The sequence below is a fragment of the Arthrobacter sp. Y3224198 genome, assembly GCF_059090025.1.
The window spans coordinates 46,611-70,497 of record NZ_JBNHFG010000001.1 but is presented as its reverse complement, the minus strand read 5'-3'; the positions used below and the strand labels follow the sequence as shown (position 1 = coordinate 70,497).

The following is a 23,887-nucleotide window of genomic DNA, read 5'->3' as shown; positions in this document are numbered from 1 at the left end:
TAGGGGGCGATAGGGTGAGACCTGATCACAAACGCCCAAATACTCACCGGCGCGCATGGGCGCGTCAACGATTACGCGAGGGAGCGTCCAAGTGGCCGATAAGGCAGCTGCGCAAGAGTTCGACATCCTGATCCTCGGCGGAGGCAGTGGCGGCTACGCCGCAGCACTGCGTTCCGTGGAGCTGGGATTCTCCGTAGGTCTCATTGAAAAGGGGAAGCTGGGCGGGACCTGCCTTCACAACGGCTGCATCCCCACCAAGGCACTGCTGCACTCCGCGGAAATCGCGGAGAACGCCAAGACGGCGTCCAAGTACGGCATCAACGCCACGTTCGACTCGATCGACATGAACGCTGTGAACTCCTACAAGGACAACATCATTGCGGGCAAGTTCCGCGGCCTGCAGGGCCTGATCAAGTCCAAGGGCATCACCGTCATCGAGGGCGAAGGCAAGCTCACCAGCGAAAAGACCATTGAGGTCAACGGCGAGACCTACACCGGCACGAACATCATCCTGGCCACCGGCTCCTACTCCCGTTCACTGCCGGGCCTGGAAATCGGCGGCAAGGTCATCACCTCGGACCAGGCACTGAAGATGGACACCGTGCCCAAGAGCGCGGTCATCCTCGGCGGCGGCGTCATCGGCGTCGAATTCGCCTCCGTGTGGAACTCCTTCGGTGTGGACGTCACCATTGTGGAGGGCCTGCCTTCCCTGGTCCCGAACGAAGACGCGGCCATCATCAAGAACCTGGAACGCGCCTACAAGAAGCGCGGCATCAAGTTCAGCACCGGCATCTTCTTCGACAACGTCAAGCAGAACGACGACGGCGTTGTCGTCACACTGGCCGACGGCAAGACCTTCGAGGCTGACCTGATGCTCGTGGCCGTGGGCCGCGGCCCCGTCACCGCCAACCTGGGCTACGAAGAAGCCGGCATCACCATGGACCGCGGGTTCGTCATCACCAACGACCGCCTGCACACCGGCGTCGGCAACATCTACGCCGTGGGCGACATTGTTCCCGGCCTGCAGCTCGCACACCGCGGCTTCCAGCAGGGCATCTTCGTTGCCGAAGAAATCGCCGGACTGAAGCCGGTTGTCGTCGAGGACGTCAACATCCCCAAGGTCACCTACTGCGAGCCGGAAATTGCTTCCGTCGGCCTGACCGAGGCCAAGGCCAAGGACAAGCTGGGCGCCGAAAACGTTGAGATCCAGGAATACAACCTGGCCGGCAACGGCAAGACCTCCATCCTCGGCTCCTCCGGCCTCATCAAAATGGTCCGCGAGAAGGACGGCCCCATTGTGGGCGTCCACATGATCGGCGGCCGCATCGGCGAGCAGATCGGCGAAGCCCAGCTGATCGTTAACTGGGAGGCGTACCCTGAGGATATTGCCAGCCTGATCCACGCACACCCCACCCAGAACGAAGCCCTGGGTGAGGCCGCGATGGCCCTGGCCGGCAAGCCGCTTCACGGTTAGCCCAAAGAATTCACTTCCGCGGAGGCGCCGCCGGTCCGCCGGCAGCGCCCCCGCGGGAAAACATCACCGGCACCAGCGGTACGGCTGGGCACAAAAGATCTAACAAGGAGAAACGGGGACAATATGTCTGAAACCGTGAACTTACCCGCCCTTGGTGAAAGCGTCACCGAAGGTACAGTCACCCGCTGGCTCAAGAACGTCGGCGACAGCGTCGAGGTTGACGAGCCGCTGCTGGAGGTGTCCACCGACAAGGTCGACACCGAGATCCCCTCCCCCGTGGCGGGCGTCATCGAGGAAATCCTCGTGGCCGAAGACGAGACCGCCGAGGTTGGTGCCGCACTTGTGCGCATCGGCGACGGCTCCGGCTCCGGCTCCGGCGCCCAGCATGACGACGGCGGCAGCGCCGCCAACCAGGAAGCCCCGGCCCAGGAAGCTCCGGCAGAAGAGGCTCCGGCTCCTGCAGGCGAGGAGGCTCCGGCCGCCGAAGAGGCACCCGCTTCCTCCGATTCCGGTTCGGGCGAAGGCACCGAGGTCACCCTGCCGGCACTGGGCGAATCCGTCACCGAAGGCACCGTCACCCGCTGGCTGAAGGCCGTGGGCGACGACGTCGAGATGGATGAGCCGCTGCTGGAGGTCTCCACCGACAAGGTCGACACGGAGATCCCCTCCCCCGTGGCCGGCAAGCTGCTGGAAATCCGCGTCAACGAGGACGACACCGCCGAGGTCGGCTCCGTGCTGGCCGTTATCGGTTCCGGTGCCGCCGCCCCGGCAAAGGCCGAGCCGAAGGAAGCCGAGCCCGTAGCGGCGGCCTCCAAGGACGAGCGTGAAGCTCCGGCCGCCGAGCCGGAAAAGAAGGAAGAGCCGAAGCAGGAAGCCCCCAAGCAGGAAGCTCCGAAACAGGAGGCCCCCAAGCAGGAAGCCCCCAAGCAGGAGGCTCCCAAGGCTGACTCCGGCGAGGGCACCTACGTGACCCCGCTGGTGCGCAAGCTCGCCAACGAGCACGGGGTGGACCTCTCCACCGTGAAGGGTTCCGGTGTTGCCGGCCGCATCCGCAAGCAGGATGTACTCGAGGCTGCCGAAGCCAAGAAGGCCTCCTCCCAGCCTGCGGCATCCTCTGCACCGGCTGCTGCCCCTGCGTCTTCGGACAAGGCAGCTCCCGCGCAGATCAGCGAAGCCAGCGCCAAGCTGCGCGGCACCACCGTGAAGGCTCCGCGCATCCGCCAGACCATCGCCCGCCGCATGCGCGAGTCGCTGGAGGAGTCGGCACAGCTGACCCAGGTGCACGAAGTGGATATGACCCGCATCGCGGCACTGCGCCAGAAGGCCAAGGGCAACTTCCAGCAGCAGAACGGCGCGAAGCTCACCTTCCTGCCGTTCATCGCCAAGGCCGTTGTCGAGGCACTCAAGCAGCACCCGAAGCTGAACGCCTCCTACGACAACGAGACGCAGGAGATCACGTACCACGACTCCGAGCACCTCGCCATTGCCGTGGACACCGAGAAGGGCCTGCTGGTTCCGGTCATCAACGATGCCGGCGACCTCAACATCACCGGTCTCGCCAAGAAGATCGCCGATGTCGGCAGCCGCACCCGCAACAACAAGATCGGCCCCGACGAGCTGTCCGGCGGCACGTTCACCATCACGAACATCGGCAGCGTCGGAGCCCTCTTCGACACCCCGATCATCAACCAGCCGCAGGTCGGCATCCTGGGCACCGGCGCCATCGTCAAGCGCCCCATGGTTGTCACCGATGCCGAGGGCAATGACAACATCGCCATCCGGTCGATGATGTACCTCTCCCTGACGTACGACCACCGCCTGGTGGACGGCGCCGATGCAGGACGCTTCCTGCAGACGCTGAAGGCACGCCTCGAAGAGGGTAACTTCGAGTCGGACCTGGGCCTCTAGCAGAAGCACCGGCTGCACCTTCGCAGGGCGCTCTCCCGTTTTCGGGAGGGCGCCCTGCGCCGTTTCCCGCTGCACCCTCCGGGTGGTGCGGCTGACGGAGGCCGGCCCTGGTGCCGGACTTCCCATGCTTCGGTACAGCTGTGGCTGGTGTGACCTCGCTGGTAACGACAGTCACAAAGCGTGGGAAGGACGGACGGGGCGGGGGCAGGGGGGGAGCCCGCCCCTGGCCCGCCGGCGGATCCGGCTGGCGGCGGACCAGGCTCCGGCAGGGGATGCGGAACCCGGTTTTCTCTACATGTTGTAGAAAAGTTACGCCGCAGGGGCGTTATGTGGGCAATGTGCTGACACGCTGTCGGTAAACTTGAGGTATGGATATCCTTCAGAGCTTCCTCGTTTTCCTGCACATTCTCGGTGCGGCCATCATCGTCGGTCTGTGGTTCGCCCGGATCAAGAACCCGACCGTACTGCCGGGCCAGTTCCACGGCGCCCTGCTGCAGCTGATCACGGGCCTTGCCCTGGTTGGCGTTGCAGAAGCGGGCGACGGCGACGTGAACCACCTGAAGATCGCCTTCAAGCTGACAATCGCCCTGGTTATTGCCGTGCTCGCCTTCATCGGCCAGCGCCGCTACAAGAAGGACGAAAAGGTCCCTGCCGGCCTTGCCCACGGCGTCGGTATCCTCACAGTCGTCAACATCGCGCTTGCCACTATGTGGTAGCAGGCACAACAGCCGAAATAGGATGGGATGGTGCGCCGGTTTCGACCGGCCCCATCCCATCACTGTTTAAGGAGACCCCATGGCTACAGTCCGCTCAGCCCACACCGTCTGGAACGGCGACCTCTTCAACGGCAAGGGCGATGTGACCCTCGACAGCTCCGCCCTGGGCACCTACGACGTCACGTGGAAGGCACGGGCCGAAGAGGCCAACGGCAAGACCAGCCCGGAGGAACTCATCGCGGCCGCCCACTCGGCATGTTTCTCCATGGCCTTCAGCAACGCGCTGGCCGAAGCCGGTAAGACGGCCGAACGCATCACCACCTCCGCAGATGTGACGTTTGTTCCGGGCACCGGCATCACCGGCAGCCACCTGAAGGTCACCGCCGTCGTTCCCGGCCTGACCGCAGAGCAGTTCGACGACCTGGCCGAATCGGCCAAGACCGGCTGCCCCGTGTCCCAGGCCCTGGCCGGCATTGAGATCACCATGGATGCCTCCCTGGAGTCCTGACCGCCTGGACGCCGCCGATACGGGAAGGGCCCGGACTGCAATCGCAGTCCGGGCCCTTCCCGTTTGTCCGTGCCGGTCCTAGTGCCGGTTCTCCTTGGATTCGTCGGCGCTGCCCGTGCCGGCGGACACGGGGGCTGGAATGGACAGCCCGCCGCCCTCCTGCCCGTGCTCGCCCTGACGACCCTGCGGCCGGGGCGGCAGCGGCGCCGGCTGCAGGACGGGATAACCCGCCCGGGCCGGCGGCTGGTCCGTGGGCAGCTCGGTGAGCATTTCCCGCAGGATCCCCACACCGTGTTCCAGCTGGGGGTCGTCACCGGCCACGTAGGCGTGCGGCGGGAAGGTAACCTCGATGTCCGGCTCCACGCCGCGGTTCTCCACGCCCCAGCCCACGCCGCCGGTGAACCAGTAGGCGTACCGGGGCTGGTTCACCGCCGTTCCGTCCACCAGTTTGAACCGGCCGTCAATGCCGACGACGCCACCCCAGGTCCGGGTGCCGATGACGGGACCGATGCCCCGCAGCTTTGACGTCTGGGTGATGATGTCGCCGTCGGAACCGGCGAACTCATCGGTGAGGATGACCACCGGTCCGCGGGGTGCGTGCGCCGGATACGTGGAGGGCTGGCCGCCGCGCGGGTTCTCCCAGGCAGTAACCTTCCGGCCGATCAGCTCGGCGACCAACTGTGAGGTGTGGCCGCCGCGGTTGCGCCGGACATCGATCACGAGCGCCTTGCGGGACGCTTCCTCATCCAGGTCGCGGTGCAGCTGGGACCAGCCGTTGGCCACCATGTCCGGGATATGCAGGTAGCCGAACTCGCCGTTGGATGCCTCCCGGACGGTACGCCGGTTGGCGCTGACCCAGTTCTGGTACCGCAGCCTTTCTTCGGAGGCCAGCGGGACGACGGCGATGCGGCGCTGCTGCGGGGCTTCCCCTTCCTTGGAGGCGGGGACAATCGTCAGTTCGACGGCCCGGCCGGCGGCACCGGCCAGCAGGACAGCGGGCCCCTGGGCTGCGGGAACCGGAACGCCGTCCACTGCGGCAATGATGTCACCGGGATGGACATCGGCGCCGGGGGCGCTCAGCGGCGAGACGGCCTGCGGGTCGGATGACTCGGCGGCGAGGATGCGGACAACTTCCCACCCCCCGGCGGCGGGCCGCAGGTCGGCACCCAGGAAGCCCTGGGCCCCGGAACCGGGTTCGGCTGCGGGTGCGGGAGTGACATAGGCATGGGAGGTTCCCAGTTCGCCGTGCATTTCCCAGAGCAGGTCAACCAGGTCATCGTGGCTGCCGAGGTTCTCCACCAGCGGGCGGTAGCGGTCACGGGCGCCTTCCCAGTCAATTCCGGCCATGTCGGGTGCCCAGAAGAAGTCACGCTGCAGCCGCCACGCCTCGTCGAAGGCCTGCCCCCACATCTTGACGGGATCGATGCGCACGCGGATCCGGCCGAGGTCCACCCGGACGTTTTCTGCGGAGTCTTCCTCCACACGGGCGCCGGACGGAACCACGCGGACATTGCCCTCGTGCCGCAGCACCAGTCGAGATCCGTCGCCGCTGACTTCGTAGGTGTCCAGTGCAGGCACCAGAACCGAGACGTCCTTCTTCTCCAGGTCAAACCGTTCCAGCCGTGATGCCGGTTCCCGGTCCGTGGCGGTGGCGCGGCCGTCGCCGGTAACGCCGAAGATGTCCGTGGCCTGCCACAGGAGTGCGTTGTCCGCGGCGCGGAGCTTCTCGTAACGTCCCTGCGGCACCGGCACCGCGATGATCCGGTCGGCTATGCGTTCGGCGTCGACCCGGACAGTGGGAGTACCTTCCTTGTCCCCGTCGCCGGCCGTGTCCGCAGGCATTCCGCCGGACACGGCCGGACCGAACGGCGATGGCGTTCCGGCAGCCAGGGCCACCATGAAGGGTTTGGTGGAGGACGGGAAGCTCAGGTCAAACCGGTGCGTGTCGTAGACCGGGTCGAAGCTTCGCTCGGAGAGGAACGCCAGGTATTTCCCGTCCTTCGTGAAGGCCGGGTCGTGGTCACTGAAGCGGCCGTCGGTGACGTCGATGACAGTGTCGCTGCCGGTCACCGCCCGCAGGCGGATCCGTGACCGGCTCCCGCCTGCGTTTACCGGTTCGGCCCAGGCGAGCCACTGTGAATCGGGCGAGAAGGCCAACTGGTCCACCGCGCCGAAGTCCGAGGCTGCAACCGGGGTCAGTTCGCCGGTGGCAACATCGAGCAGGAACACTTCGCCGTATTCGGTCGCCACACCCACCCGGTTGCCGTCAGGGCTGGCTGCCAGCTGGCTGACCCGCGTGGGACGGTCGAACCCGATGCGGACGGTGCCGCCGTCCGCACCCTCGTCATGGACCTTGTCTCCGGCCTGCCCGGCGTCGGGCGCACCGGCAGGCTGCTCGTCTGTGAGCACGGGAACCGGAGCGGACCCGTTACCGTTCCCGGTGGCCGACACCGGGCGCGGGAGGACGAGTCCCGTAGCGGTGTCCGGTTCCGATCCGGCGTCACGGGTCCGGGCCGGGACTGCGCCGGCAGCGTGAACTTCACCGAAAACGTTGCAGATGTAGACGGCATCTTCACCGTCACGGTCACTGACGTATACCGCCTTGGAGTTCCCCAGCGGGCGGCCGAGGCGGGCCCTGACGGCGGAATCGGCCTCGATGACTCGTGAGGGTCCGTCCCGGTGGGCGAGCCAGTGCAGGGTGCCGTGGCTTTCCACCACGCTGGCGCTGCCGGTGGCATCCGGCACGGCACCGGCCAGGTGCTTGGCGACGTCGAGTGGCCGGGGGCGCCGCGCGGTGCCCGCCGAGCCGAGGACAATGTCCACCGGCTGTGCGTCGGCATCGAGGGAGGGCAGGAACCAGATGCGGCCGGCGGACTCGAACACGATGCGGCTGCCATCCGAGGACGCGTGCCGCACATAGAAACCTTCGAAATCGGTGTGGCGGCGGAGGTCCGTTCCCTGCGGCGTCACCGAGTACAGGTTGCCGTAACCCTCGTGGTCAGAGAGGAAGACGATGCGGCCGTCGATCCACATAGGGTCCGAAAGGTTGCCGTCCAGTTCGGGCACCAGGCGCTCGAACTCCCCGTTTCCGTCGGCATCGATCCAGAGCTTTCCCGCCGTGCCGCCGCGGTACCGTTTCCACCACGCCTGCTCGCGGGTGAGCATGCTGCCGATCACCATCGGGCGTTCGTCCCCCACGGCGGGCCCTTCGGCAAGCGTTTCCACCGGACCGTAGGGCAGCTTGACGGGCGCAGCACCGTCCAGGGGCACCTCGAAGGCCCAGCGCAGCCGGTTGTCCTCCTGCTCCACCGACGTGGTGGCGATGACCCGTCCGGCGGAGTTGAACCCCTTCAGGCGGGTGCTCTGGCTGCCCCAGAAGGTCAGCTGGCGGAAGTCGCCGCCGTCGACGTCAGCCGTGACGATTTCCGGGGCGCCGCCCTGGACAACCTGCCACGCCAGGCGGGTTCCGTCCGGCGAAAACTTGGGGCTTCGCGCCGGCAGCCCCATGGCGGAGACCCGCCAGGCACGGCCGCCGGCAACCGGGGCCATCCAGACGTCGTCTTCCGCCACAAAAGTGATCAGGTCGTCGCGCAGATCGGGGTAACGAAGGTAAGCAGTTGGACTCATAAACCGATCCTATCTTTCGGCCCCTGCTTGTCCGGGCAGCAACCTGCATTATTCGGGAACCAGCACCCTGCTGATTTTCCATTCCCCTGCGGTTTGCACCAGTTCCAGCACCACATCCTGCTGCTGTGCCGGTTCCTCGGCCAGGACCATTCCTGCCGCATCCACCTGTTGGTACGGCCCAACCGTCAGCCGGACACCCAGCTGCACCGCCCCCGGCCCAGCCGCGCCGGGCCCGGTTGCGTGTGCCGTGCCGGCACTTCCTGGGACCGCAGCGACTACATCCGCCGCCAGGCTCAGCCCACGGAATCTCCTGCCTTCCTGCAGGAGCAGTGACACCAGTTCGCGGTCAGCCAGCATCGCCTCGGATCCCGGTACATCCACGTGGTCCAGCAGTCTCGCGTCTGCACTGCTGAAAGCCAGCGCACGCAGTTCCGCGAGCGCCGGCACGGCCTCTGCCGGATCCGTGGCCCTGGTCCGCTCCACCAGCGCCTCCACGGGCACCCCCGGGGCAGGAGATCCGGGGGCAGGGCCTGCCGGCAGGCTTGCAGTTCCCATCGGCGCAGGAAGCACCGTCCCGCTCGCGTCGGCTTCCGCCACGGGCGCCGGAACAGTGGGAGCCGGCAGGGTGGCAGCTGGCACAGTGGGAGCCGGAACAGTGGGAGGGACGGCCGGACGTGATGCTTGTCCTGCTGATCGGTTCGAGTCGGCACGGAGCAGGTCCGGAGCTGCGAGCGCGATGCCGGCCAGGAGGAGTACGGACACCACCAGCGCTGCAGCGGCACGAGGCAGGAGCCGGCTCTGCCTTCCGTCCCTGCTCCCCCGCTGCCCCGCATCCTCCTGCATACCCGGCATGCTCTGCATACCCGGCATGCTGCGGCGCTCTCTCCTGCCCGTGCGCACCCGCCCGTTCCGCCCGTTCCGCCGGGCACCGCCCGCACTGCCGCCCGCTGCGCCCGCGTCTCCTGCTCCCGGCCAATCCCCGATGTCATTTCCCCTGCGGTTCCGCCCTACCCTGCGCCTTCCTCCCCTCCGGCGCAGCAGTCCGCGTCTGCCCGGTCCCCTGCCCGCTCCCCCGCCCGCTCCCCCGCGGGCTGCCGATCCGGTGCGGCGCGTCATCAGTTCGGGCCGCACCTCGGGATGCGCCGACGCCACCAGGTCCACGGGCAGCGCCGCGGCGCCACGGTAGGCCCATGCCGCCATTTCCTCCGCTGAGGGGCGCTCGTCCGGATCCTCCGCCAGTCCCGCCTCGAGCAGGGCCGGAAGCTCCCTGCCCACCCCGGGCACCAGGATGGAAAGCGGCGGCCGGTCCCTGACCGGGGGCGGGATGTTACCGGTGAGCAGGAACCATCCGACGGCGGCGAGCGCGTATATGTCCCCGGCTGATCCGAGGCGGCTTCGGGCGGCCCGCCGCCCGGCGGCCCCTCCGGCCTCGGGTGCCGTGAACCCGGGAGTCCCCGGTACGGGCGATCCGGGTTCACCCAGCAGGCGGGACTGGCCGAAATCTGCCAGCTGCGGTTTGCCCCCTGCGGTGAACAGGATGTTGGCCGGGGAAACATCCCCGTGTGAGGCTCCCCGCGCGTGCAGATAGGCCAGGGCATCCGCGATCCCCACCAGGACCGTCACTGCTTCCCCGGGCCGGACCGGTCCGCGGGCCGCCACGAGGGCCCCGACGCTGCCGCCGGCGGCGTACCCCACTACCAGGCCGTCCCCCTGGTCGGTCTCGGCTACACCATGCATCGCCACCAGGTGCGGATGCTCAAGCCGCGCCAGCACGTTGACTTCCCGGCGGGCCTCGAACGCCCGGTGCCCGGCGCCGGCGGGCACTTTCAGCGCAAAGCGCTGCCCGGCGTCGTTGTGTACCAGCCACACCGCCCCGCTGGCACCTACCCCCAGCAGCCGGTCCACCGCAAACCCGGGCGCAGCGGGGACGGGAGGCAGAGCGGCATCAGGAGGTGAAGGGTTGCGGTTCCCCGGGGAAGTGTCCATGGCACCCCAGTGTCAACCGCTGCCGGCCCGCCGTCCGGTTATCCACAAGGTAGTCAGAGAGCCGGCCGGCAGGTTCCGGCAGGCCCGCAAACAGCGCCCCGCAGGCGGCAGCGCGATGTGGTCCACATTACGTCCGCGGGGGTCTAGGCTAGTCCCCATGGCTTTGGAGTTCACCCGCGTAGGCCTGGCTCCGCACTACGTGGATTATTCGGCAGGCTGGGACCTGCAGCAGCAGCTGCACCGGCAGGTTCTGGCGGGCGAAGCGCCCGACACGGTCCTGCTTCTCGAGCACACGCCGGTATACACGGCAGGACGGCGGACCGAGGCGCACGAACGCCCCTTCGACGGCACACCCGTGATCGACGTGGACCGCGGCGGCAAACTGACCTGGCACGGTCCGGGACAACTGGTGGGGTACCCCATCCTGCATCTGGCCGATCCCGCGCACGTCAAGGCGTATGTCGCCGCCCTGGAAGCCGCCGTCATCTGCGTGCTGCAGGACTACGGGATTTCCGGCGTCCGCGTCGATGGCCGCTCCGGCGTGTGGGTGCGCGGAGACGGGCTGCCTTTCGGCGTCCCGGACCGCAAGATCGCTGCCGTGGGCATCCGTGTGCACCACGGGGTGACCATGCACGGTTTTTCCCTCAACTGCAGCAATGACCTGGCGCCCTACAGCCAGATCATCGCCTGTGGAATCACCGACGCCGGCACCACCTCGATCAGCGCCGAAACCGGGCGGACCGTGTCCCCTGCGGACGTCGTCGGCCGCATTGAAGCAGAACTAACCGTCCGCGCCGCGGACCTGACCGGCTTTACCCCGACAGAAGTCCCCGGCGCCGGCGCCATCCCTGCCGACGGCCGGCCGAAAGGAGCCCTGCTGTGACCCTCGCCCCTGAAGGACGCCGCCTGCTGCGCATTGAACAGCGCAACGCCGCCGTACCCGTGGAACGCAAGCCCGAATGGATCAAGGCCAAAGTGAACATGGGCCCGGAGTTCGTGGAGCTGAAGAAGCAGGTGAAGACGGAGGGACTGCACACCGTCTGCGAGGAGGCCGGCTGCCCGAACATCTTCGAATGCTGGGAGGACCGCGAGGCCACGTTCCTGATCGGCGGCTCCGAATGTACGCGCCGTTGCGACTTCTGCCAGATCGATACCGGCAAACCCTCCGCCCTGGACCGGATGGAACCGACGAAGGTGGCGCGCTCGGTGCAGCAGATGAACCTGCGCTACGCCACGGTCACGGGCGTAGCCCGGGATGACCTGGAAGACGAAGGCGTCTGGCTCTATGCCGAGACCATCCGCAAGATCCACGAACTGAACCCGGGCACCGGCGTCGAGATCCTCATTCCCGACTTCTCCGGCAAGGTGGAGCACATCATCGATATCTGCGAGGCGCAGCCCGAAGTCTTTGCCCACAACGTTGAAACGGTTCCGCGCCTGTTCAAGCGGATCCGGCCCGCGTTCCGGTACGAGCGCTCCCTGGACGTCATCACGCAGGGCCAGAACATGGGCATGGTCACCAAGTCCAACCTGATCCTAGGGATGGGTGAGACCCGCGAAGAGGTCAGCGGCGCGTTGAAGGACCTGCGCGACGCCGGGTGCGACCTGCTCACCATCACCCAGTACCTGCGTCCGAGCGAACGGCACCTGCCGGTGGACCGGTGGGTCAAGCCGCAGGAATTCGTGGACATCAGCACCGAGGCGGAGGAACTGGGGTTCCTGGGCGTGATGAGCGGGCCCCTGGTGCGCTCCTCCTACCGGGCCGGCCGGCTCTGGGCCGGGGCCATGCGCCGCAAGGGCCGGGAGCTTCCCCCGCTGCTGGCCCACATCGAGGACTCCGGCACCACACTGCAGGAAGCCTCCTCCATTCTCGCCCGCTCCTGATCCCGCCGGCGGGGAAACGCCCCGCCTGCCGGACTGCGATCGTTACAACAGTGCTCCGCTTCATCAGAGCGCGCCCTTCATAACCGCACGCCCGCATCACGTAGAATTGACTCATTATGGCCAAAAGCACTGATTCCGACGCAGCCCAGAGCGCCCGCAAGGGCGTCTTTTCCCGCAAGCCGAAGGGGGAAAAGAAGCCCAAAAAGCAGGGCCGCATGAAGCAGATGGTGGACATCTTCAAGATGACCCGCCGGAACGATCCGAACGTTGTCTGGCTGATGGTGGGCGCTTTCTTCGGCATCATTGCCGTGGGCCTGCTGATCGGCCTGCTGATCAACAACTGGATCACGATGCTCATCATCGCGATCCCGCTTGGCCTGCTCGCCGCAGTGTTCATCCTGTCCCGCCGCGCCGAGCGGGCGGCGTTCTCGCAGATCGAAGGCCAGCCCGGTGCTTCCGGCGCTGCCTTGAGCGTGCTGCGCCGCGGCTGGATCCTTGAGGAACAGCCCGTTGCCGTGAACCCGCGTACGCAGGAAGCCGTGTTCCGCGCCATCGGCCGTCCCGGCATCGTCCTGGTGACCGAAGGCTCCCCTGCGCGCGCCAAGGCACTGGCCGACGGCGAACGCCGCCGGATGAACCGCATCGCCCCCAAGGTGCCCGTACACGTCATCCAGACCGGCCGCGGCGAGGGCCAGGTGCCGCTGGCCAAGGTGGCCACCACGGCCAAGAAGCTGCCGAAGGAACTGACCAAGCAGGAAGTCGCCGCCGTCAACAAGCGCCTTTCAGCGCTGGGTACCCGGCTGCCGATCCCCAAGGGCATCGATCCCTACCGTGCCCGTCCGGACCGCAAGGCAACCCGCGGACGCTAGGATTTCTGAAAAAGGGCCCCTTTCGAGGGGCCTTTTTTGTTGTGCCGGAAGCATTCCCTGCCCTGCGGTTCCTACCCGGGCGGCCATTGCGGCTCCCGCAGTTCACGTTCTCCGGTCCGACTGAGCCCCGCACAGCGGGGACGGGCGACGCCGCCCGCGACCTCGGTACCACGGGGTTGCCTGGCCGCCGAACTTCCCACACTTCGGTACGGGTGTGACAGTTGTGACCCCACCGGTAGCAGCAGCCACCGAGCGTGGGAAGGACGAGCACGGCGAGGCAGGCAGAGGCCTCCCGAGCCTGCCGGAGAAGGGGCCACGCCGAACTTCCCACACTTTGCTACGGGTGTGACAGGTATGACCCCAGCGGTAACAGCAGCCACAGAGCTTGGGAAGGACGAGCAGGCGAGGCAGGCAGAGGCCTCCCGAGCCTGCCGGAGGAAACGGGAGAAGGAAAGGCTAGTGCTTGACCTTTACCAGGACCGTGTTCATGGCCCGGTCATGCAGGCCGCGCTGGTCAGCGTCGAACACCGCGGCGGGAATCACCAGGCAGAGCAGCAGGGTACGCACGATAGCGGCCGGAATGCCTGCCGGTCCACCATCCATCTTCTGCACCTGCAGGCTGAACACCCGGTGGCCGATGCTGTAGCCCAGCAGGCCGACAAGCAGGATCTGTTCGGCCGCGAAGACCGCGAGGATGGCGAAGTCCTCCCCGTCGAATAGCCAGTAGGCGATAAGGGAAGCGATGGCCCAGTCAATAAGGATGGCGCCCAGACGCGGCCCCACGCGCGCAATTGAGCCGGGCCCGCTCCGGGGCCGGCCCAGGCGTTTGCCCGGCCAGGTGCTCTCATCGGAGGGAGGGCCTTCCAGCCAGGAACCTATATCGCTTCTATCGACCACGGTTAAAGACTACCCGGGTGCGCATGACGCAAATAAACCCCCTATTATCACTGCGCCGGTCCGTTGCGGATAGGGTGGAAGAGAGACCATCGACTGCGTAACGTGCCGGAAACACACGCGTCACTGCCGGGAAACCGGGGCCCTTTAGGGTCAAGGTGTTGCGCCGGACCGTCAAGGGACCGGGCGCCAGCTTAGGTCTTGCAGCCCGAGGTCTTCCATCCAAACAGTTGTATAGGAGCACAGAAACGATGTTCAAGAACGCGGACGAGGTCCTCAAGTTCATCGCTGACGAGCAAGTGAAGTTCGTCGACATCCGATTCACCGACGTTCCCGGAGTGCAGCAGCACTTCAACGTGCCGGCCAAAACCGTAGATGCCGATTTCTTCGTCAACGGTCAGCTGTTCGACGGCTCATCCATCCGCGGCTTCCAGGGCATCGCCGAGTCCGATATGCAGCTCATCCCGGATGTGACCACGGCCTTCATTGATCCGTTCCGTATCGAGAAGACGCTGGCGCTCAACTTCTCCATCGTGAACCCCCGCACCGGCGAGCCGTACCACCGCGATCCCCGCGGCGTTGCCGAGCGTGCAGAGGCCTACCTGGCCTCCACCGGCATCGCCGACACCGCCTTTTTCGGTTCCGAAGCCGAGTTCTACATCTTCGACAACGTCCAGTACGAATCCTCCCCCAAGGGCAGCTTCTACAAGGTGGACTCCATCGAAGCTCCGTGGAACAGCGGCCGCGAGGAAGAGGGCGGCAACCTGGGCAACAAGACCCCCTACAAGGGCGGCTACTTCCCCGTTGCCCCGGTGGACAAGCAGGCCGACCTGCGCGACGCCATCAGCGTTGAGCTGGACAATGTGGGCCTCGAGGTCGAGCGCGCCCACCACGAGGTAGGCGGTGCCGGCCAGGCCGAGATCAACTACAAGTTCACCACCCTGACGCACGCCGCGGATGATCTGCAGAAGTTCAAGTACATCGTCAAGAACGTGGCCGATGCCTGGGGCAAGTCCGCCACGTTTATGCCGAAGCCGATCTTCGGCGACAACGGTTCGGGCATGCACTGCCACCAGTCGCTGTGGAACGGCGGCGAGCCGCTGTTCTACGACGAGAAGGGGTACGCCGGCCTGTCTGACCTGGCCCGCTGGTACATCGGCGGCCTGCTCAAGCACGCCTCCGCTGTCCTCGCCTTCACCAACCCGACGGTCAACTCCTACCGCCGCCTGGTCAAGGGCTTCGAAGCACCGGTGAACATGGTCTACTCGCAGGGCAACCGCTCCGCTGCCATCCGTATCCCGATCACCGGCTCCAACCCGAAGGCCAAGCGCCTCGAGTTCCGCGCGCCGGACCCCTCCTCCAACCCGTACCTGGCCTTCTCGGCCCAGCTGATGGCCGGTCTGGACGGCATCAAGAACCGCATCGAGCCGGCCGATCCGATCGACAAGGACCTCTACGAGCTTCCGCCCGAAGAGGCCAAGGACATCCAGAAGGCTCCGGGTTCCCTCGAGGAAGCCCTGGTCGCACTGGAGAACGACAACGAGTTCCTGCAGGCCGGCGGCGTGTTCACCCAGGACATGATCGACAGCTGGATCGCGTACAAACGCGAATTCGAGATCCTGCCGCTCGCCATGCGTCCGAACCCCTACGAGTACGAGCTCTACTACGGCGTCTAGTCGGTAAGAAGCGAAGAAACAGCAGGGCCGCACCAAACGGTGCGGCCCTGCTGCTGTTTTGCACCGGCCGGGCCGGGCAGTCGGACGATACGGGCCCAACCGGCGCCGTTGGGCTACAACGTGACGCCGTCGGGAAGCTGCGGAGCATCGAATTTCTGCCGTTCGCACTCAGCAGCCAGCTGCGGATAGGTTTCGGCAATCAGGTCCAGGATCCGGTTGCGGACCACCAGATAGGCCTCCCCCACCCCCACTACGCCCTTGAATTCCTTCAGCTCCTCTTCGTAGGAGGTCTGCTGGTGGCGCAGGTAGTTCACGGTCAGCCGGTTCAGCCGTGAGGGTGCCGTGGACAGGCTCGCCGGAGACTGCTTGCCCCGCAGCCGGCCGTTGAAGTGCTCAATGGCCTTGCGCTGCACGGTCTCCCACTGTTCGGGAACTATGCGCAGGTCCAGTGACTGCGCGACGGCGACGGCCGCCTTCTTTTTCACCAGGGCACGTTCGCGGGCGGCCAGCTGCCGGTTCCGTGAGGCTTCCCGGGCCTTCCGGTACTCCGGTGTCGCTTCAATTGCCTCCACCCGCTCCAGGGCGTAGAGCTTCATGGGTGCGGCCTTGCGGGAGAACGGGTTGCGCGCCGTTTTGTCCGGCTCGGGCAGGAACGTCTTGATCTGCCCGTCGGTCCAGCCTCGATCCTTCTTCAGGTCATTGGCAATAAGCATGCCCTCGCTGTTGGCCGGTTTGGGACGCGGCGGATGGTGTTTGCCTCTGGGCACGGTGCTCCTGCGGATAGTGAAGGGGTGTGCCCTCCATTCTAGGAGGCCTGGGGCCGTTGCCCGGAAAAGCACCCCGGACACCAAAACGCCGCCATCCCCGGTGAAGGGAACGACGGCGGAGACTTCCTTTGCGCTGCGCCCGCGGGCACCGCGGCATTCGGCCGGTGGTGTTACACGGCTGCTTCAGCGATAACCGGGTTCGGGGCCGGCTCTGCGTTCAGCATGGCGATCTCGGCAGCAGATACTCCCCCGGCTACCAGCGCGCAGCCCGCTGCAATAGCGGCGATCTGTGCGGTGATGCGGGACGAGGTGGTCCTGGTGCGCGTCGAGGCGACGTGCTTCAACATATAACTGATGCTCCCTTCGAGAGGCATGGTGGTACTCCGGGCACGGCGATAGCCGGGTTTCCGAAATGATGTGGCTTCAGTGCCGGAGTGGTGAGTGCTGCGGTTCGTCGCTCTGAGGCGGACCGCGGATTACAGGAGAGGCTGCGGCATGCTTTCGCGTGCTTGCATGCGTCTTTGCCTTCGGATCCTGTCCGCTATCAAGTTTAGGGCCATTGGCGCGGGCACTCAAGGCGGGGGCAGCCCCTGCCGGCGTAGATTAGGACACATGCCCGTACAGAGCGAACAGTTCCGCCTACCCGTTGGCGAGGGGAGGGTATCGGCGGTGTTCGCCCGCCCCGCGGACGCAACCGCCGTCGTCGCCGTCGCCCACGGCGCCGGCACGGGCATGGAGCATCCCTTCCTGACCGGGTTCACCGAGGCCCTGAACGACGGCGGTGCGGCCACGCTGCGCTTCAACTTCCCCTACCGGGAGGCGGGCAAGAAGTTTCCTGACAAGGCACCCGTAGCCGTCGAGGCCTGGAAGGCGGCCATGGACGCTGCCGTTGCCCGCGGCGGCGGTATGCCGGTATGGGCGGCCGGGAAGTCGTTCGGCGGACGGATGGCCTCCATGGCGGTGGCCGAGGGGATGCCTGCAGCGGGGCTGGTGTACCTGGGCTATCCGCTGCACCCGCCGGGGAAGCCGGAGAAGCTGCGGGACGAACACCTGTACGGGCTGACCCTGCCGATGCTGTTCCTCCAGGGCACCCGGGACCCGTTTGCACTGCCCGGCGAACTTGAACCGGTGGCGGAACGGATCGGGGCGAACGCGCACGTTGTGCGGGTCGAGGGCGGGAACCACTCCTTTGAAATCCGCGGCAACAAGCGTCCGCCCGAGGTGATCGGGGCAGCCCTGGCGGAGCCGGTGTTGCAGTTCATCCGCACCGGTACCGTCACCGCCTGACCCTGTTTTCCTGCCGTCTCCCCCGGGCCGCCTTACCGCAGCGAGTAGGTGAGCAGCGCGTTGCCAGAGGATGTGATCTGTGAACTCTTCAATTCCAGCCGGGTGGTGGGATCCTCCGGCCGGAAAAGCCGCTGCCCATCGCCCGCCACCACGGGGTGGACCATCAGGGTCAGTTCATCCAGCAGTCCGGCGAACAGCAGCTGCCGCACCACCGATATACTCCCCTGCACACCGATGGTGCCGCCTTCGGTGGTGCGCAGGTTCGCAACAAAACCCTCCAGGCCACCGTCGATGAGTGAGGAGTTCTCCCACTCCAGCGGTCCGTCCAAGGTACGGGAGGCCACGTACTTGCGTACCGGGTTGATGAACTGGCCGAACTCGTCGTCGTGCGAGGGATCCGGCCAGTAGGAGGCCCATTGCTCATAGGTGTTGCGGCCCATCAGCACCGTGTCCATGTCCGCCAACGCGGCCTCCATGGCGGGGCCCATGTCGTCGTCGAAGTGGTCGAACTGCCAGAGATTGGGTGATTCCACCACGCCGTCGACCGTGCTGAAGAGGGAAGAGGTTACCTTTCGCATGCCTACAGGCTGTTCGCACGGGGTCCCGGTGTCAACAGTGCGTGTGAGGTCGCCGGATCGTCGGTGCGCCGGTCTGCGGTGTGCCGGGGGCGGCGCGCGCCCGGCCTGCAGTAGTCTTCTGCGCAGGCGGGCAGATCCGATGGGGGCAGTGATGGCCAGTGTTGCGATGCGGATGCTCACCCCGTACCTGCGGTGGAGCCGGAAACCCCTGACCGCCACGGCCGAGCGGGCTGCGCAGCGGCTGGCGGCGCCCAAACATCCGTCACCCCCTCCGGGCCGGCTGCGCCGTAAATTCCCGGTCGGGCAGCGCAGCGTGGACGGGTTCACCTGCTATTCGGTCGCAGGTACGCCGGACCCGGGCGCCGGCCCGCGGTCAGCGGTGCTGTACCTGCACGGCGGCTCCTACACCAGTCCGATCACCGGCTGGCACTGGAGGTTCATTGCCCGGCTGGCGTCCGCCGGTCACCGGGTGGAGGTTCCGCTGTCTGGACTGGCTCCCCGGCACAACCACCGTGATGCGGTTCCCCTGCTGGCCGCTGTGTATCAGGAGCTGCTGAGGCAGCACGCTGCCGAAGACATCACCCTTATGGGCGATTCGGCGGGCGGCGGGCTGGCATTGGCCTTTGCCGAGCAGCTGCCGGCCCTGTCGCTGCCACAGCCGGGCAGGTTGGTGCTGCTGTCACCTTGGGTGGACCTGGCCATGCAGAACCCGGACCTGGCCGGCGTGGAAGCGCGCGACCCCTGGCTGAGCCGTACGGGTCTTCGTGTGTCCGCTGAGGCATGGGCCGACGGCGACCCGTTGGATGATCCCCGGATCAGCCCCCTGAACGGCAACCTCGCCGGATTGCCGCCCACCGATCTGTTCGCCGGAACCCGTGACCTGCCGTATCCGGATATCCGGCGACTGGAGGTGGCAATGCGGACGGCCGGCTGCCGGGTGTCCCTGCACGTCGCGGAGGGCGGCGTCCATGTCTACCCGCTCCTGCCCGTTCCGGAGGGCCGGGCGGCCCGGAAACAGATCCTGGCGGCACTCCGGCAGGCTTAAGCAGAACCGGCCCCCTGCGGGTGCAGGGGGCCGGTCCGCGCTCGGCAGGCCCGCCGGCGCGGACCTGACCGTGCTTAGCCCTACTTACGGGGCTGGGCCGGGTTGGTGGGATCGCCCTGTGACGGCGGGTTGATCTTCGGTCCCGTGGTGGCCGGCGACACCTTGGACCCGCCGGAGCTGGAAGACACTTCGGGGAGGTTCTCGGGCAGGCCGCCCTCGCTGGGCTCGGCCCCGTTCTGCAGGGCTTCCAGCCGGTGCTCCAGCACCTGGACGACCGGCAGCCGTTTGCCGTGCGCCTGTTCAAACGCGAGCAGCTCGGACACTGCGGACTCGTCGAGGGACGAGATCCGCGACGGCAGGGTGCCGAGCGGGATGTGGTCATAGTCGGGAAGGGGCAGGTTCTCGTGTGCAGGTGATTCACTCATGATGGTCCTCCTCCTGGGATAGGGCTTGATGAGTCAGCGCTAGCCGCGGATGTTGCGCGGGTCGTGGCCGTAGCTGTTCTTCTGGCCGATCCGCCCGTCCTCGTTCTTGAGGATGTGCTCCACCCGGTCGCGGCGGGCGGCTTCGCGTCCTACGACGCCGGCCTCGGCCTTGGTGCCGCCCACAAAGAATGCGCGGGAGCTTCCCTGCCGGCGGTTCTTCCACTTTCCGTCTTCGTAATACGTCTCGACATCTCCGGTTGGCATGAATTCCATCCTTCCCTCGATTCGGATAATCAGCAACCTTATCGTTACCGGCGGGGGGAATGGCAAATCGGCCAGAACATCAGCGAAGGCCTGCCGGCAGTCCCACTTCGTCCGGGTCCATGTCCGGCCGCGTGCGCACAAACCGCAGCGCATGCCGGAAAGAGGTGCCGGCAAAGGCGGTGTCTGCGGACACTTCCACCACCAGGGGTTCCACCCGGACGATCCGCGTGGGTTCCGCTCCCCCGTTGAACCGGTCCATGGCCGCAGACTTAATCGTTTCCGGCCACGGTTGGTCCCTGCCGGCGGCTGCCAGGGACGCAGTCAGACCGGGCCGCGGCCGGCTTCAGCGGGGCAGTTCGCCCGACATTCCGCAGCTCGCCGTCGATGCCGGCAACACGGAAACCGTCCCATTTGGGTTCATAAAGCCCCCCGGGCAGCGTCCCGGGGCCGGGCAGCCGCTCCACCGGGCGGGCGAGGGCGGGTTCGTATTCCCTGACCGGCCCGGTTGCTGGTCCCGAAGCCACGCTCTAGTCCGGAAGAACCGGTCCGCGCGTTCCGGATCCCGCTTTTCTGCCCGGACTGGCAGTTGCTCCGGCGTCCGCTGTCTCTTTGGCGAGCACCTCAGCGGCAACCACCCGGTAGGCAACCCGGTTGGCGCGAACTGCACCGGTCAGGACGAGGACCAGCACCAGCAGGGAGCCCGACACCACCACCAGGCCCAGCAGCGCCTCATCCCGTCCGCGGAAAACCAACGCGAACACCCCCATGGCGGCGAACACAGCCGCCGCCGCATGGGTCGGGACCCGGGCAGCGCGATGACCGGCAAGCCACGCCGCCTCGGACCTGGTCACCCACCCCGCCCGGATGCCTATCAGGGAGTTAACCCCCGTGCGTCCCCTGGCGGTGGTCTCAGCGGCCCACGAAAGCACGGCACCGCATCCAAGCAGAAAAACTCCGGTCATCATCATCCCCATACGGGGAGTCTAGCGGCTGCGGGAAGGCTTCGGACACAGCTTCCGCATCGTTCCTGTTACCGATAACGGTCCTACGGCGTGCGCTCGTACCGCCAGCGCGTACCGTCCATCAGCAGCCGGTGCCGGGCGGCGGACGGCGAGCCCGCGACGTCGTACTCCGCGTCGCCCTCCCAGGCCACCACCGTGCCGGGCGCATAGCCGGGCAGCGGACGGGTGCGGAAGGTTTCGGGCTCTGTTGCCGCGATGCGGGCCAGCGCCGCGTCGGCCGCCTCATCGTTGCGGAGGCTGTTCAGCGTCACCCAGGTGGGCGGAACCAGCTGCATCAGGCCGTTGGCGTGCCGGTCCAGGGCTTCGGCAGGCGACAGCCAGAGGTGGTTCAGCAGTTCCCCCGGATTCAGGCGGATCTCGCCGTCGGGCGCCATCGCGGCAAAAAACCAGGTCTGGTAGCGGCGCGGAATGTTGTCCGGCGGAAACCAGCAGGACAATGCCGTGAGGGCCTCCGGCTGCAGCTGCAGCCCGGTTTCCTCTTCGGTTTCGCGGATGCCGGCACGGCGGGCGGCCTCGGCCTCGGGCTCGCCGGCCCGGCGGTCGCCGGGATCCACCCGCCCGCCGGGAAATACCCAGGCACCGCCGAAGGATCCCGCCGTGGGGCGTTCCAGCAGCAGGACCTCGGGGCCGGCGTCGGAATCCCTCAGCAGGACAACAGTGGCCGCCGTACCGGTGAGTTCACTCATGCGAAGAAGCATAGCGAATCACCGTCGGCGGCCACTGCTGTGAAGACGGGAGGTCCCGGAAGGCTAGAGCACCTTGGCGAGGAAGTCCTGCAGGCGCGGGGCCTGCGGGTTGCCGAACAGCTGCTCGGGAGAGTTTTCCTCCACGATGTATCCGTCGGCCATAAAGATGACCCGGTCGGCCACCTCACGGGCGAAGCCCATCTCATGGGTAACCACCACCATGGTCATGCCCTGCTTGGCGAGATCACGGATAACCTGCAGCACTTCGCCCACCATCTCGGGGTCCAGCGCCGACGTCGCCTCATCGAAAAGCATGATGTCCGGCTTCATGGCCAGGGCACGGGCAATGGCCACGCGCTGCTTCTGGCCGCCCGAGAGCTGCGCGGGGCGGGCGTGGGCCTTGTCGGCCAGGCCCACCCGGTCCAGCAGGTCCAGCGCAGTCTTGCGGACCTCGGCCTTGGACGCCTTCTTCAGCTGGACCGGTGCCAGCATGATGTTCTCCAGCACCGTCATGTGCGGGAACAGGTTGAAGTGCTGGAACACCATGCCGATGTGCTGGCGGACCGAGTTCAGGTCCACCTTGGGATCGGTGAGGTTAACGCCGTTGACCGTCACCGTGCCACCGGTGATGTCTTCCAGCTTGTTCAGGCAGCGCAGGAACGTGGACTTGCCGGATCCGGAGGGGCCGATAACGCAGACCACTTCGCCTTCGGCCACGGCCACGTCCAGGCCCTTGAGGACCTCGTTGGTGCCGTAGGACTTGCGCAGTCCAATGGTTTCGATCTTGCTCACTTGTTAAACCTCTTATCCAGGACGTCCGCCAGCTTGGTCAGCAGCGTAATGACGATGAAGTACAGGGCCGCCACAATGATGAGGACCTCCGCGGTGCGGAAGTTCACGGCGTAAATCTGCTGGCCCTGGTAGGTCAGCTCCGCGAAGCCGATGACGGCCAGCAGCGAGGTGTCCTTCAGCGTGATGACGAACTGGTTGATGAATGACGGCGTCATGATCTTGATGGCCTGCGGAATGATGACCTTCTGCATGGTCTTGACGTAGCCAAGGCCCAGGCTGCGGGCTGCTTCCATCTGGCCGGGGTCCACGGACTGGATGCCGCCGCGGACAATCTCGGTCATGTAGGCGCCGGCGTTCAGGCTCAGCGTCAGCACACCGGCAGTCAGCACGTCCACGGGACGGTCGATGATCTGCGGCAGGCCGAAGTAGAAGAAGAAGGCCTGCACCAGGACCGGGGTGCCGCGGAAGATGCTGACGTAAACGGAGGCGATGCCGCGCAGCACCTTGAAGCTGCCGACCTTCAGGAAGCCGAACACCACGCCCAGGATCAGGGCGAAGAACAGCGAGAGGGCGGTGGCCAGAAGGGTCAGGCCGAGGCCCTTGGCGAACGCCGGGGCGTTGTCCGTTACCAGGGTCCAGAAGCTGGAATCCGTGGCGCCGGCCTCGAGGTAGGTGTCCAGGATTTCCTGGTACTCGCCGCTTTCCTTCAGTTCGGCCAGGCCGGTGTTGAAGGCCGCCAGCAACTCGGCGTTGGTGCCCTTGTTGACGGCAAACCCGTAGGAGCTGCCGGCTTCCTTCTCCGTGACGGTCTTGAGTCCGTTGCCGGACTTCACGCCGTACGCGAGCACGGGGTAGTCGTCGAACACGGCCACCGATCCGCCGGCCTTGACGTCGTCGTACATCTGCGCGGACTGGGCGAAGGCAACCACTTCAAAGCCATACTGGCCCTTGATGGAGTCGGCGAAGGTCTGCCCTTCAGTGCCGGTCTTCACCGCTACGCGCTTGCCGCGCAGGTCCTCGTAGCCCTTAACGTCGTTGTTGTTCTCGGCTACGGCCATCTGGATGCCGGATTCGAAGTACGGGTCCGAGAAGTCGAAGACCTGCCGGCGCTCATCCGTAATGGACATACCGGCAATCACGCCGTCCACCTGGTTGGACTGCAGAGACTGCAGCGCAGCGTCAAAGCCCAGGGACTGGATTTCGACGTCGAAGCCTTCAGCATCCGCGATGGCGTTCATCAGGTCCATGTCGATGCCGACGAGTTCACCGTTCTCCCGGAACTCGAAAGGTGCGAACGTGGTGTCCGTGCCGATGACGAAGGTTTCACCCTCGACGCTGTCCGCCGCGAAAGCCCCGGCCGCAGGTACGCCAAGCAGCAAGGCCAACGTTGCGAGGAATGCGGTCAGCGGTACGGCCAGTTTAGCCGGGCCCTTAAAAGCCCGTTTGCCACTAAGCAAAATAAACGTCTCCTAGCTCTTT

Annotated in this window: 23 protein-coding genes; 10 read left to right on the top strand and 13 right to left on the bottom strand. The window is 66.4% G+C overall.

Annotated features, from left to right (window positions below):
- Positions 1-91 precede the first annotated feature (91 nt).
- The 4 genes from lpdA to AC5RUF_RS00300 all read left to right on the top strand — a co-directional run bounded on the left by lpdA (position 92) and on the right by AC5RUF_RS00300 (position 4,606).
- On the top strand, positions 92-1,474 hold the full coding sequence (lpdA, locus tag AC5RUF_RS00315) for a dihydrolipoyl dehydrogenase (protein WP_494129322.1): 1,383 nt from the start codon (positions 92-94) through the stop codon (positions 1,472-1,474).
- A 123-nt stretch (positions 1,475-1,597) separates the two neighbouring features.
- Positions 1,598-3,382, top strand: a complete 1,785-nt coding sequence (sucB, locus tag AC5RUF_RS00310) for a 2-oxoglutarate dehydrogenase, E2 component, dihydrolipoamide succinyltransferase (protein WP_494129321.1) — start codon at positions 1,598-1,600, stop codon at positions 3,380-3,382.
- 368 nt (positions 3,383-3,750) lie between these two features.
- Positions 3,751-4,098, top strand: coding sequence for a hypothetical protein (locus AC5RUF_RS00305; RefSeq protein ID WP_493997266.1), 348 nt, complete (start codon positions 3,751-3,753; stop codon positions 4,096-4,098).
- A gap of 79 nt (positions 4,099-4,177) precedes the next feature.
- Positions 4,178-4,606: an OsmC family protein gene (locus tag AC5RUF_RS00300; RefSeq protein WP_494129320.1), complete on the top strand. Its 429-nt coding sequence runs from the start codon at positions 4,178-4,180 to the stop codon at positions 4,604-4,606.
- A gap of 78 nt (positions 4,607-4,684) precedes the next feature.
- Here the strand turns inward: AC5RUF_RS00300 and AC5RUF_RS00295 are convergent, their stop codons facing one another.
- Entirely contained in the window at positions 4,685-8,233 is a 3,549-nt protein-coding gene (locus AC5RUF_RS00295) for a S41 family peptidase (RefSeq protein WP_494129319.1), read from the bottom strand.
- A 48-nt stretch (positions 8,234-8,281) separates the two neighbouring features.
- Positions 8,282-10,219, bottom strand: coding sequence for a serine/threonine-protein kinase (locus tag AC5RUF_RS00290; protein ID WP_494129318.1), 1,938 nt, complete (start codon positions 10,217-10,219; stop codon positions 8,282-8,284).
- Positions 10,220-10,376: 157 nt separating this feature from the next.
- On the opposite strand from AC5RUF_RS00290, the gene lipB reads away from it, so the two are divergent.
- From lipB to AC5RUF_RS00275, 3 genes are all read left to right on the top strand, one after another.
- Positions 10,377-11,102 carry a lipoyl(octanoyl) transferase LipB gene (gene lipB, locus AC5RUF_RS00285; RefSeq protein ID WP_493997771.1) on the top strand — a complete coding sequence of 242 codons (726 nt, stop codon included), beginning with the start codon at positions 10,377-10,379 and terminating at the stop codon, positions 11,100-11,102.
- A complete protein-coding gene (gene lipA / locus AC5RUF_RS00280) occupies positions 11,099-12,103 on the top strand; it encodes a lipoyl synthase (RefSeq protein ID WP_494129317.1) in 1,005 nt (334 codons plus the stop codon). The genes lipB and lipA overlap by 4 nt, the downstream gene beginning before the upstream one ends.
- A 116-nt stretch (positions 12,104-12,219) precedes the next feature.
- A complete protein-coding gene (locus AC5RUF_RS00275; RefSeq protein WP_494129316.1) occupies positions 12,220-12,972 on the top strand; it encodes a DUF4191 domain-containing protein in 753 nt (250 codons plus the stop codon).
- 456 nt (positions 12,973-13,428) lie between these two features.
- Here AC5RUF_RS00275 and AC5RUF_RS00270 read toward each other — a convergent pair whose 3' ends face one another.
- Positions 13,429-13,869: an RDD family protein gene (locus AC5RUF_RS00270; RefSeq protein ID WP_494129315.1), complete on the bottom strand. Its 441-nt coding sequence runs from the start codon at positions 13,867-13,869 to the stop codon at positions 13,429-13,431.
- 248 nt (positions 13,870-14,117) lie between these two features.
- On the opposite strand from AC5RUF_RS00270, the gene glnA reads away from it, so the two are divergent.
- Positions 14,118-15,542 carry a type I glutamate--ammonia ligase gene (gene glnA / locus AC5RUF_RS00265; protein WP_493996929.1) on the top strand — a complete coding sequence of 475 codons (1,425 nt, stop codon included), beginning with the start codon at positions 14,118-14,120 and terminating at the stop codon, positions 15,540-15,542.
- A 113-nt stretch (positions 15,543-15,655) separates the two neighbouring features.
- Here glnA and AC5RUF_RS00260 read toward each other — a convergent pair whose 3' ends face one another.
- Entirely contained in the window at positions 15,656-16,309 is a 654-nt protein-coding gene (locus tag AC5RUF_RS00260) for a hypothetical protein (protein ID WP_494129314.1), read from the bottom strand.
- A 170-nt stretch (positions 16,310-16,479) separates the two neighbouring features.
- Positions 16,480-16,656 (bottom strand): hypothetical protein, encoded by a 177-nt coding sequence (locus AC5RUF_RS00255; RefSeq protein WP_494129313.1) that lies wholly within the window; start codon positions 16,654-16,656, stop codon positions 16,480-16,482.
- Positions 16,657-16,921: 265 nt separating this feature from the next.
- On the opposite strand from AC5RUF_RS00255, the gene AC5RUF_RS00250 reads away from it, so the two are divergent.
- Positions 16,922-17,596, top strand: a complete 675-nt coding sequence (locus AC5RUF_RS00250) for an alpha/beta hydrolase family protein (RefSeq protein WP_493996932.1) — start codon at positions 16,922-16,924, stop codon at positions 17,594-17,596.
- A gap of 32 nt (positions 17,597-17,628) precedes the next feature.
- On the opposite strand, the gene AC5RUF_RS00245 is transcribed toward AC5RUF_RS00250, so the two are convergent.
- A complete protein-coding gene (locus AC5RUF_RS00245; RefSeq protein WP_494129312.1) occupies positions 17,629-18,174 on the bottom strand; it encodes a dihydrofolate reductase family protein in 546 nt (181 codons plus the stop codon).
- A 151-nt stretch (positions 18,175-18,325) separates the two neighbouring features.
- On the opposite strand from AC5RUF_RS00245, the gene AC5RUF_RS00240 reads away from it, so the two are divergent.
- Positions 18,326-19,219: an alpha/beta hydrolase gene (locus AC5RUF_RS00240; protein ID WP_494129311.1), complete on the top strand. Its 894-nt coding sequence runs from the start codon at positions 18,326-18,328 to the stop codon at positions 19,217-19,219.
- An 80-nt stretch (positions 19,220-19,299) separates the two neighbouring features.
- Here the strand turns inward: AC5RUF_RS00240 and AC5RUF_RS00235 are convergent, their stop codons facing one another.
- The 7 genes from AC5RUF_RS00235 to AC5RUF_RS00205 all read right to left on the bottom strand — a co-directional run bounded on the left by AC5RUF_RS00235 (position 19,300) and on the right by AC5RUF_RS00205 (position 23,865).
- Positions 19,300-19,644, bottom strand: coding sequence for a DUF8129 domain-containing protein (locus tag AC5RUF_RS00235; RefSeq protein WP_494129310.1), 345 nt, complete (start codon positions 19,642-19,644; stop codon positions 19,300-19,302).
- Positions 19,645-19,683: 39 nt separating this feature from the next.
- The gene (locus tag AC5RUF_RS00230; RefSeq protein ID WP_494129309.1) at positions 19,684-19,908 is read right to left on the bottom strand and encodes a DUF2188 domain-containing protein; all 225 of its coding nucleotides are present in this window, start codon (positions 19,906-19,908) and stop codon (positions 19,684-19,686) included.
- Positions 19,909-19,987: 79 nt separating this feature from the next.
- Complete coding sequence (locus AC5RUF_RS00225) at positions 19,988-20,167, bottom strand: hypothetical protein (RefSeq protein ID WP_493996937.1); 180 nt, start codon at positions 20,165-20,167, stop codon at positions 19,988-19,990.
- Between the two features lie 268 nt (positions 20,168-20,435).
- Positions 20,436-20,882 carry an SdpI family protein gene (locus AC5RUF_RS00220; RefSeq protein ID WP_494129308.1) on the bottom strand — a complete coding sequence of 149 codons (447 nt, stop codon included), beginning with the start codon at positions 20,880-20,882 and terminating at the stop codon, positions 20,436-20,438.
- Between the two features lie 71 nt (positions 20,883-20,953).
- On the bottom strand, positions 20,954-21,616 hold the full coding sequence (locus AC5RUF_RS00215; protein WP_494129307.1) for an NUDIX hydrolase: 663 nt from the start codon (positions 21,614-21,616) through the stop codon (positions 20,954-20,956).
- A gap of 63 nt (positions 21,617-21,679) precedes the next feature.
- Positions 21,680-22,408 carry an amino acid ABC transporter ATP-binding protein gene (locus AC5RUF_RS00210; RefSeq protein ID WP_493998007.1) on the bottom strand — a complete coding sequence of 243 codons (729 nt, stop codon included), beginning with the start codon at positions 22,406-22,408 and terminating at the stop codon, positions 21,680-21,682.
- On the bottom strand, positions 22,405-23,865 hold the full coding sequence (locus tag AC5RUF_RS00205; RefSeq protein WP_494129306.1) for an amino acid ABC transporter substrate-binding protein/permease: 1,461 nt from the start codon (positions 23,863-23,865) through the stop codon (positions 22,405-22,407). The genes AC5RUF_RS00210 and AC5RUF_RS00205 overlap by 4 nt, the downstream gene beginning before the upstream one ends.
- Between the last annotated feature and the right edge of the window lie 22 nt (positions 23,866-23,887).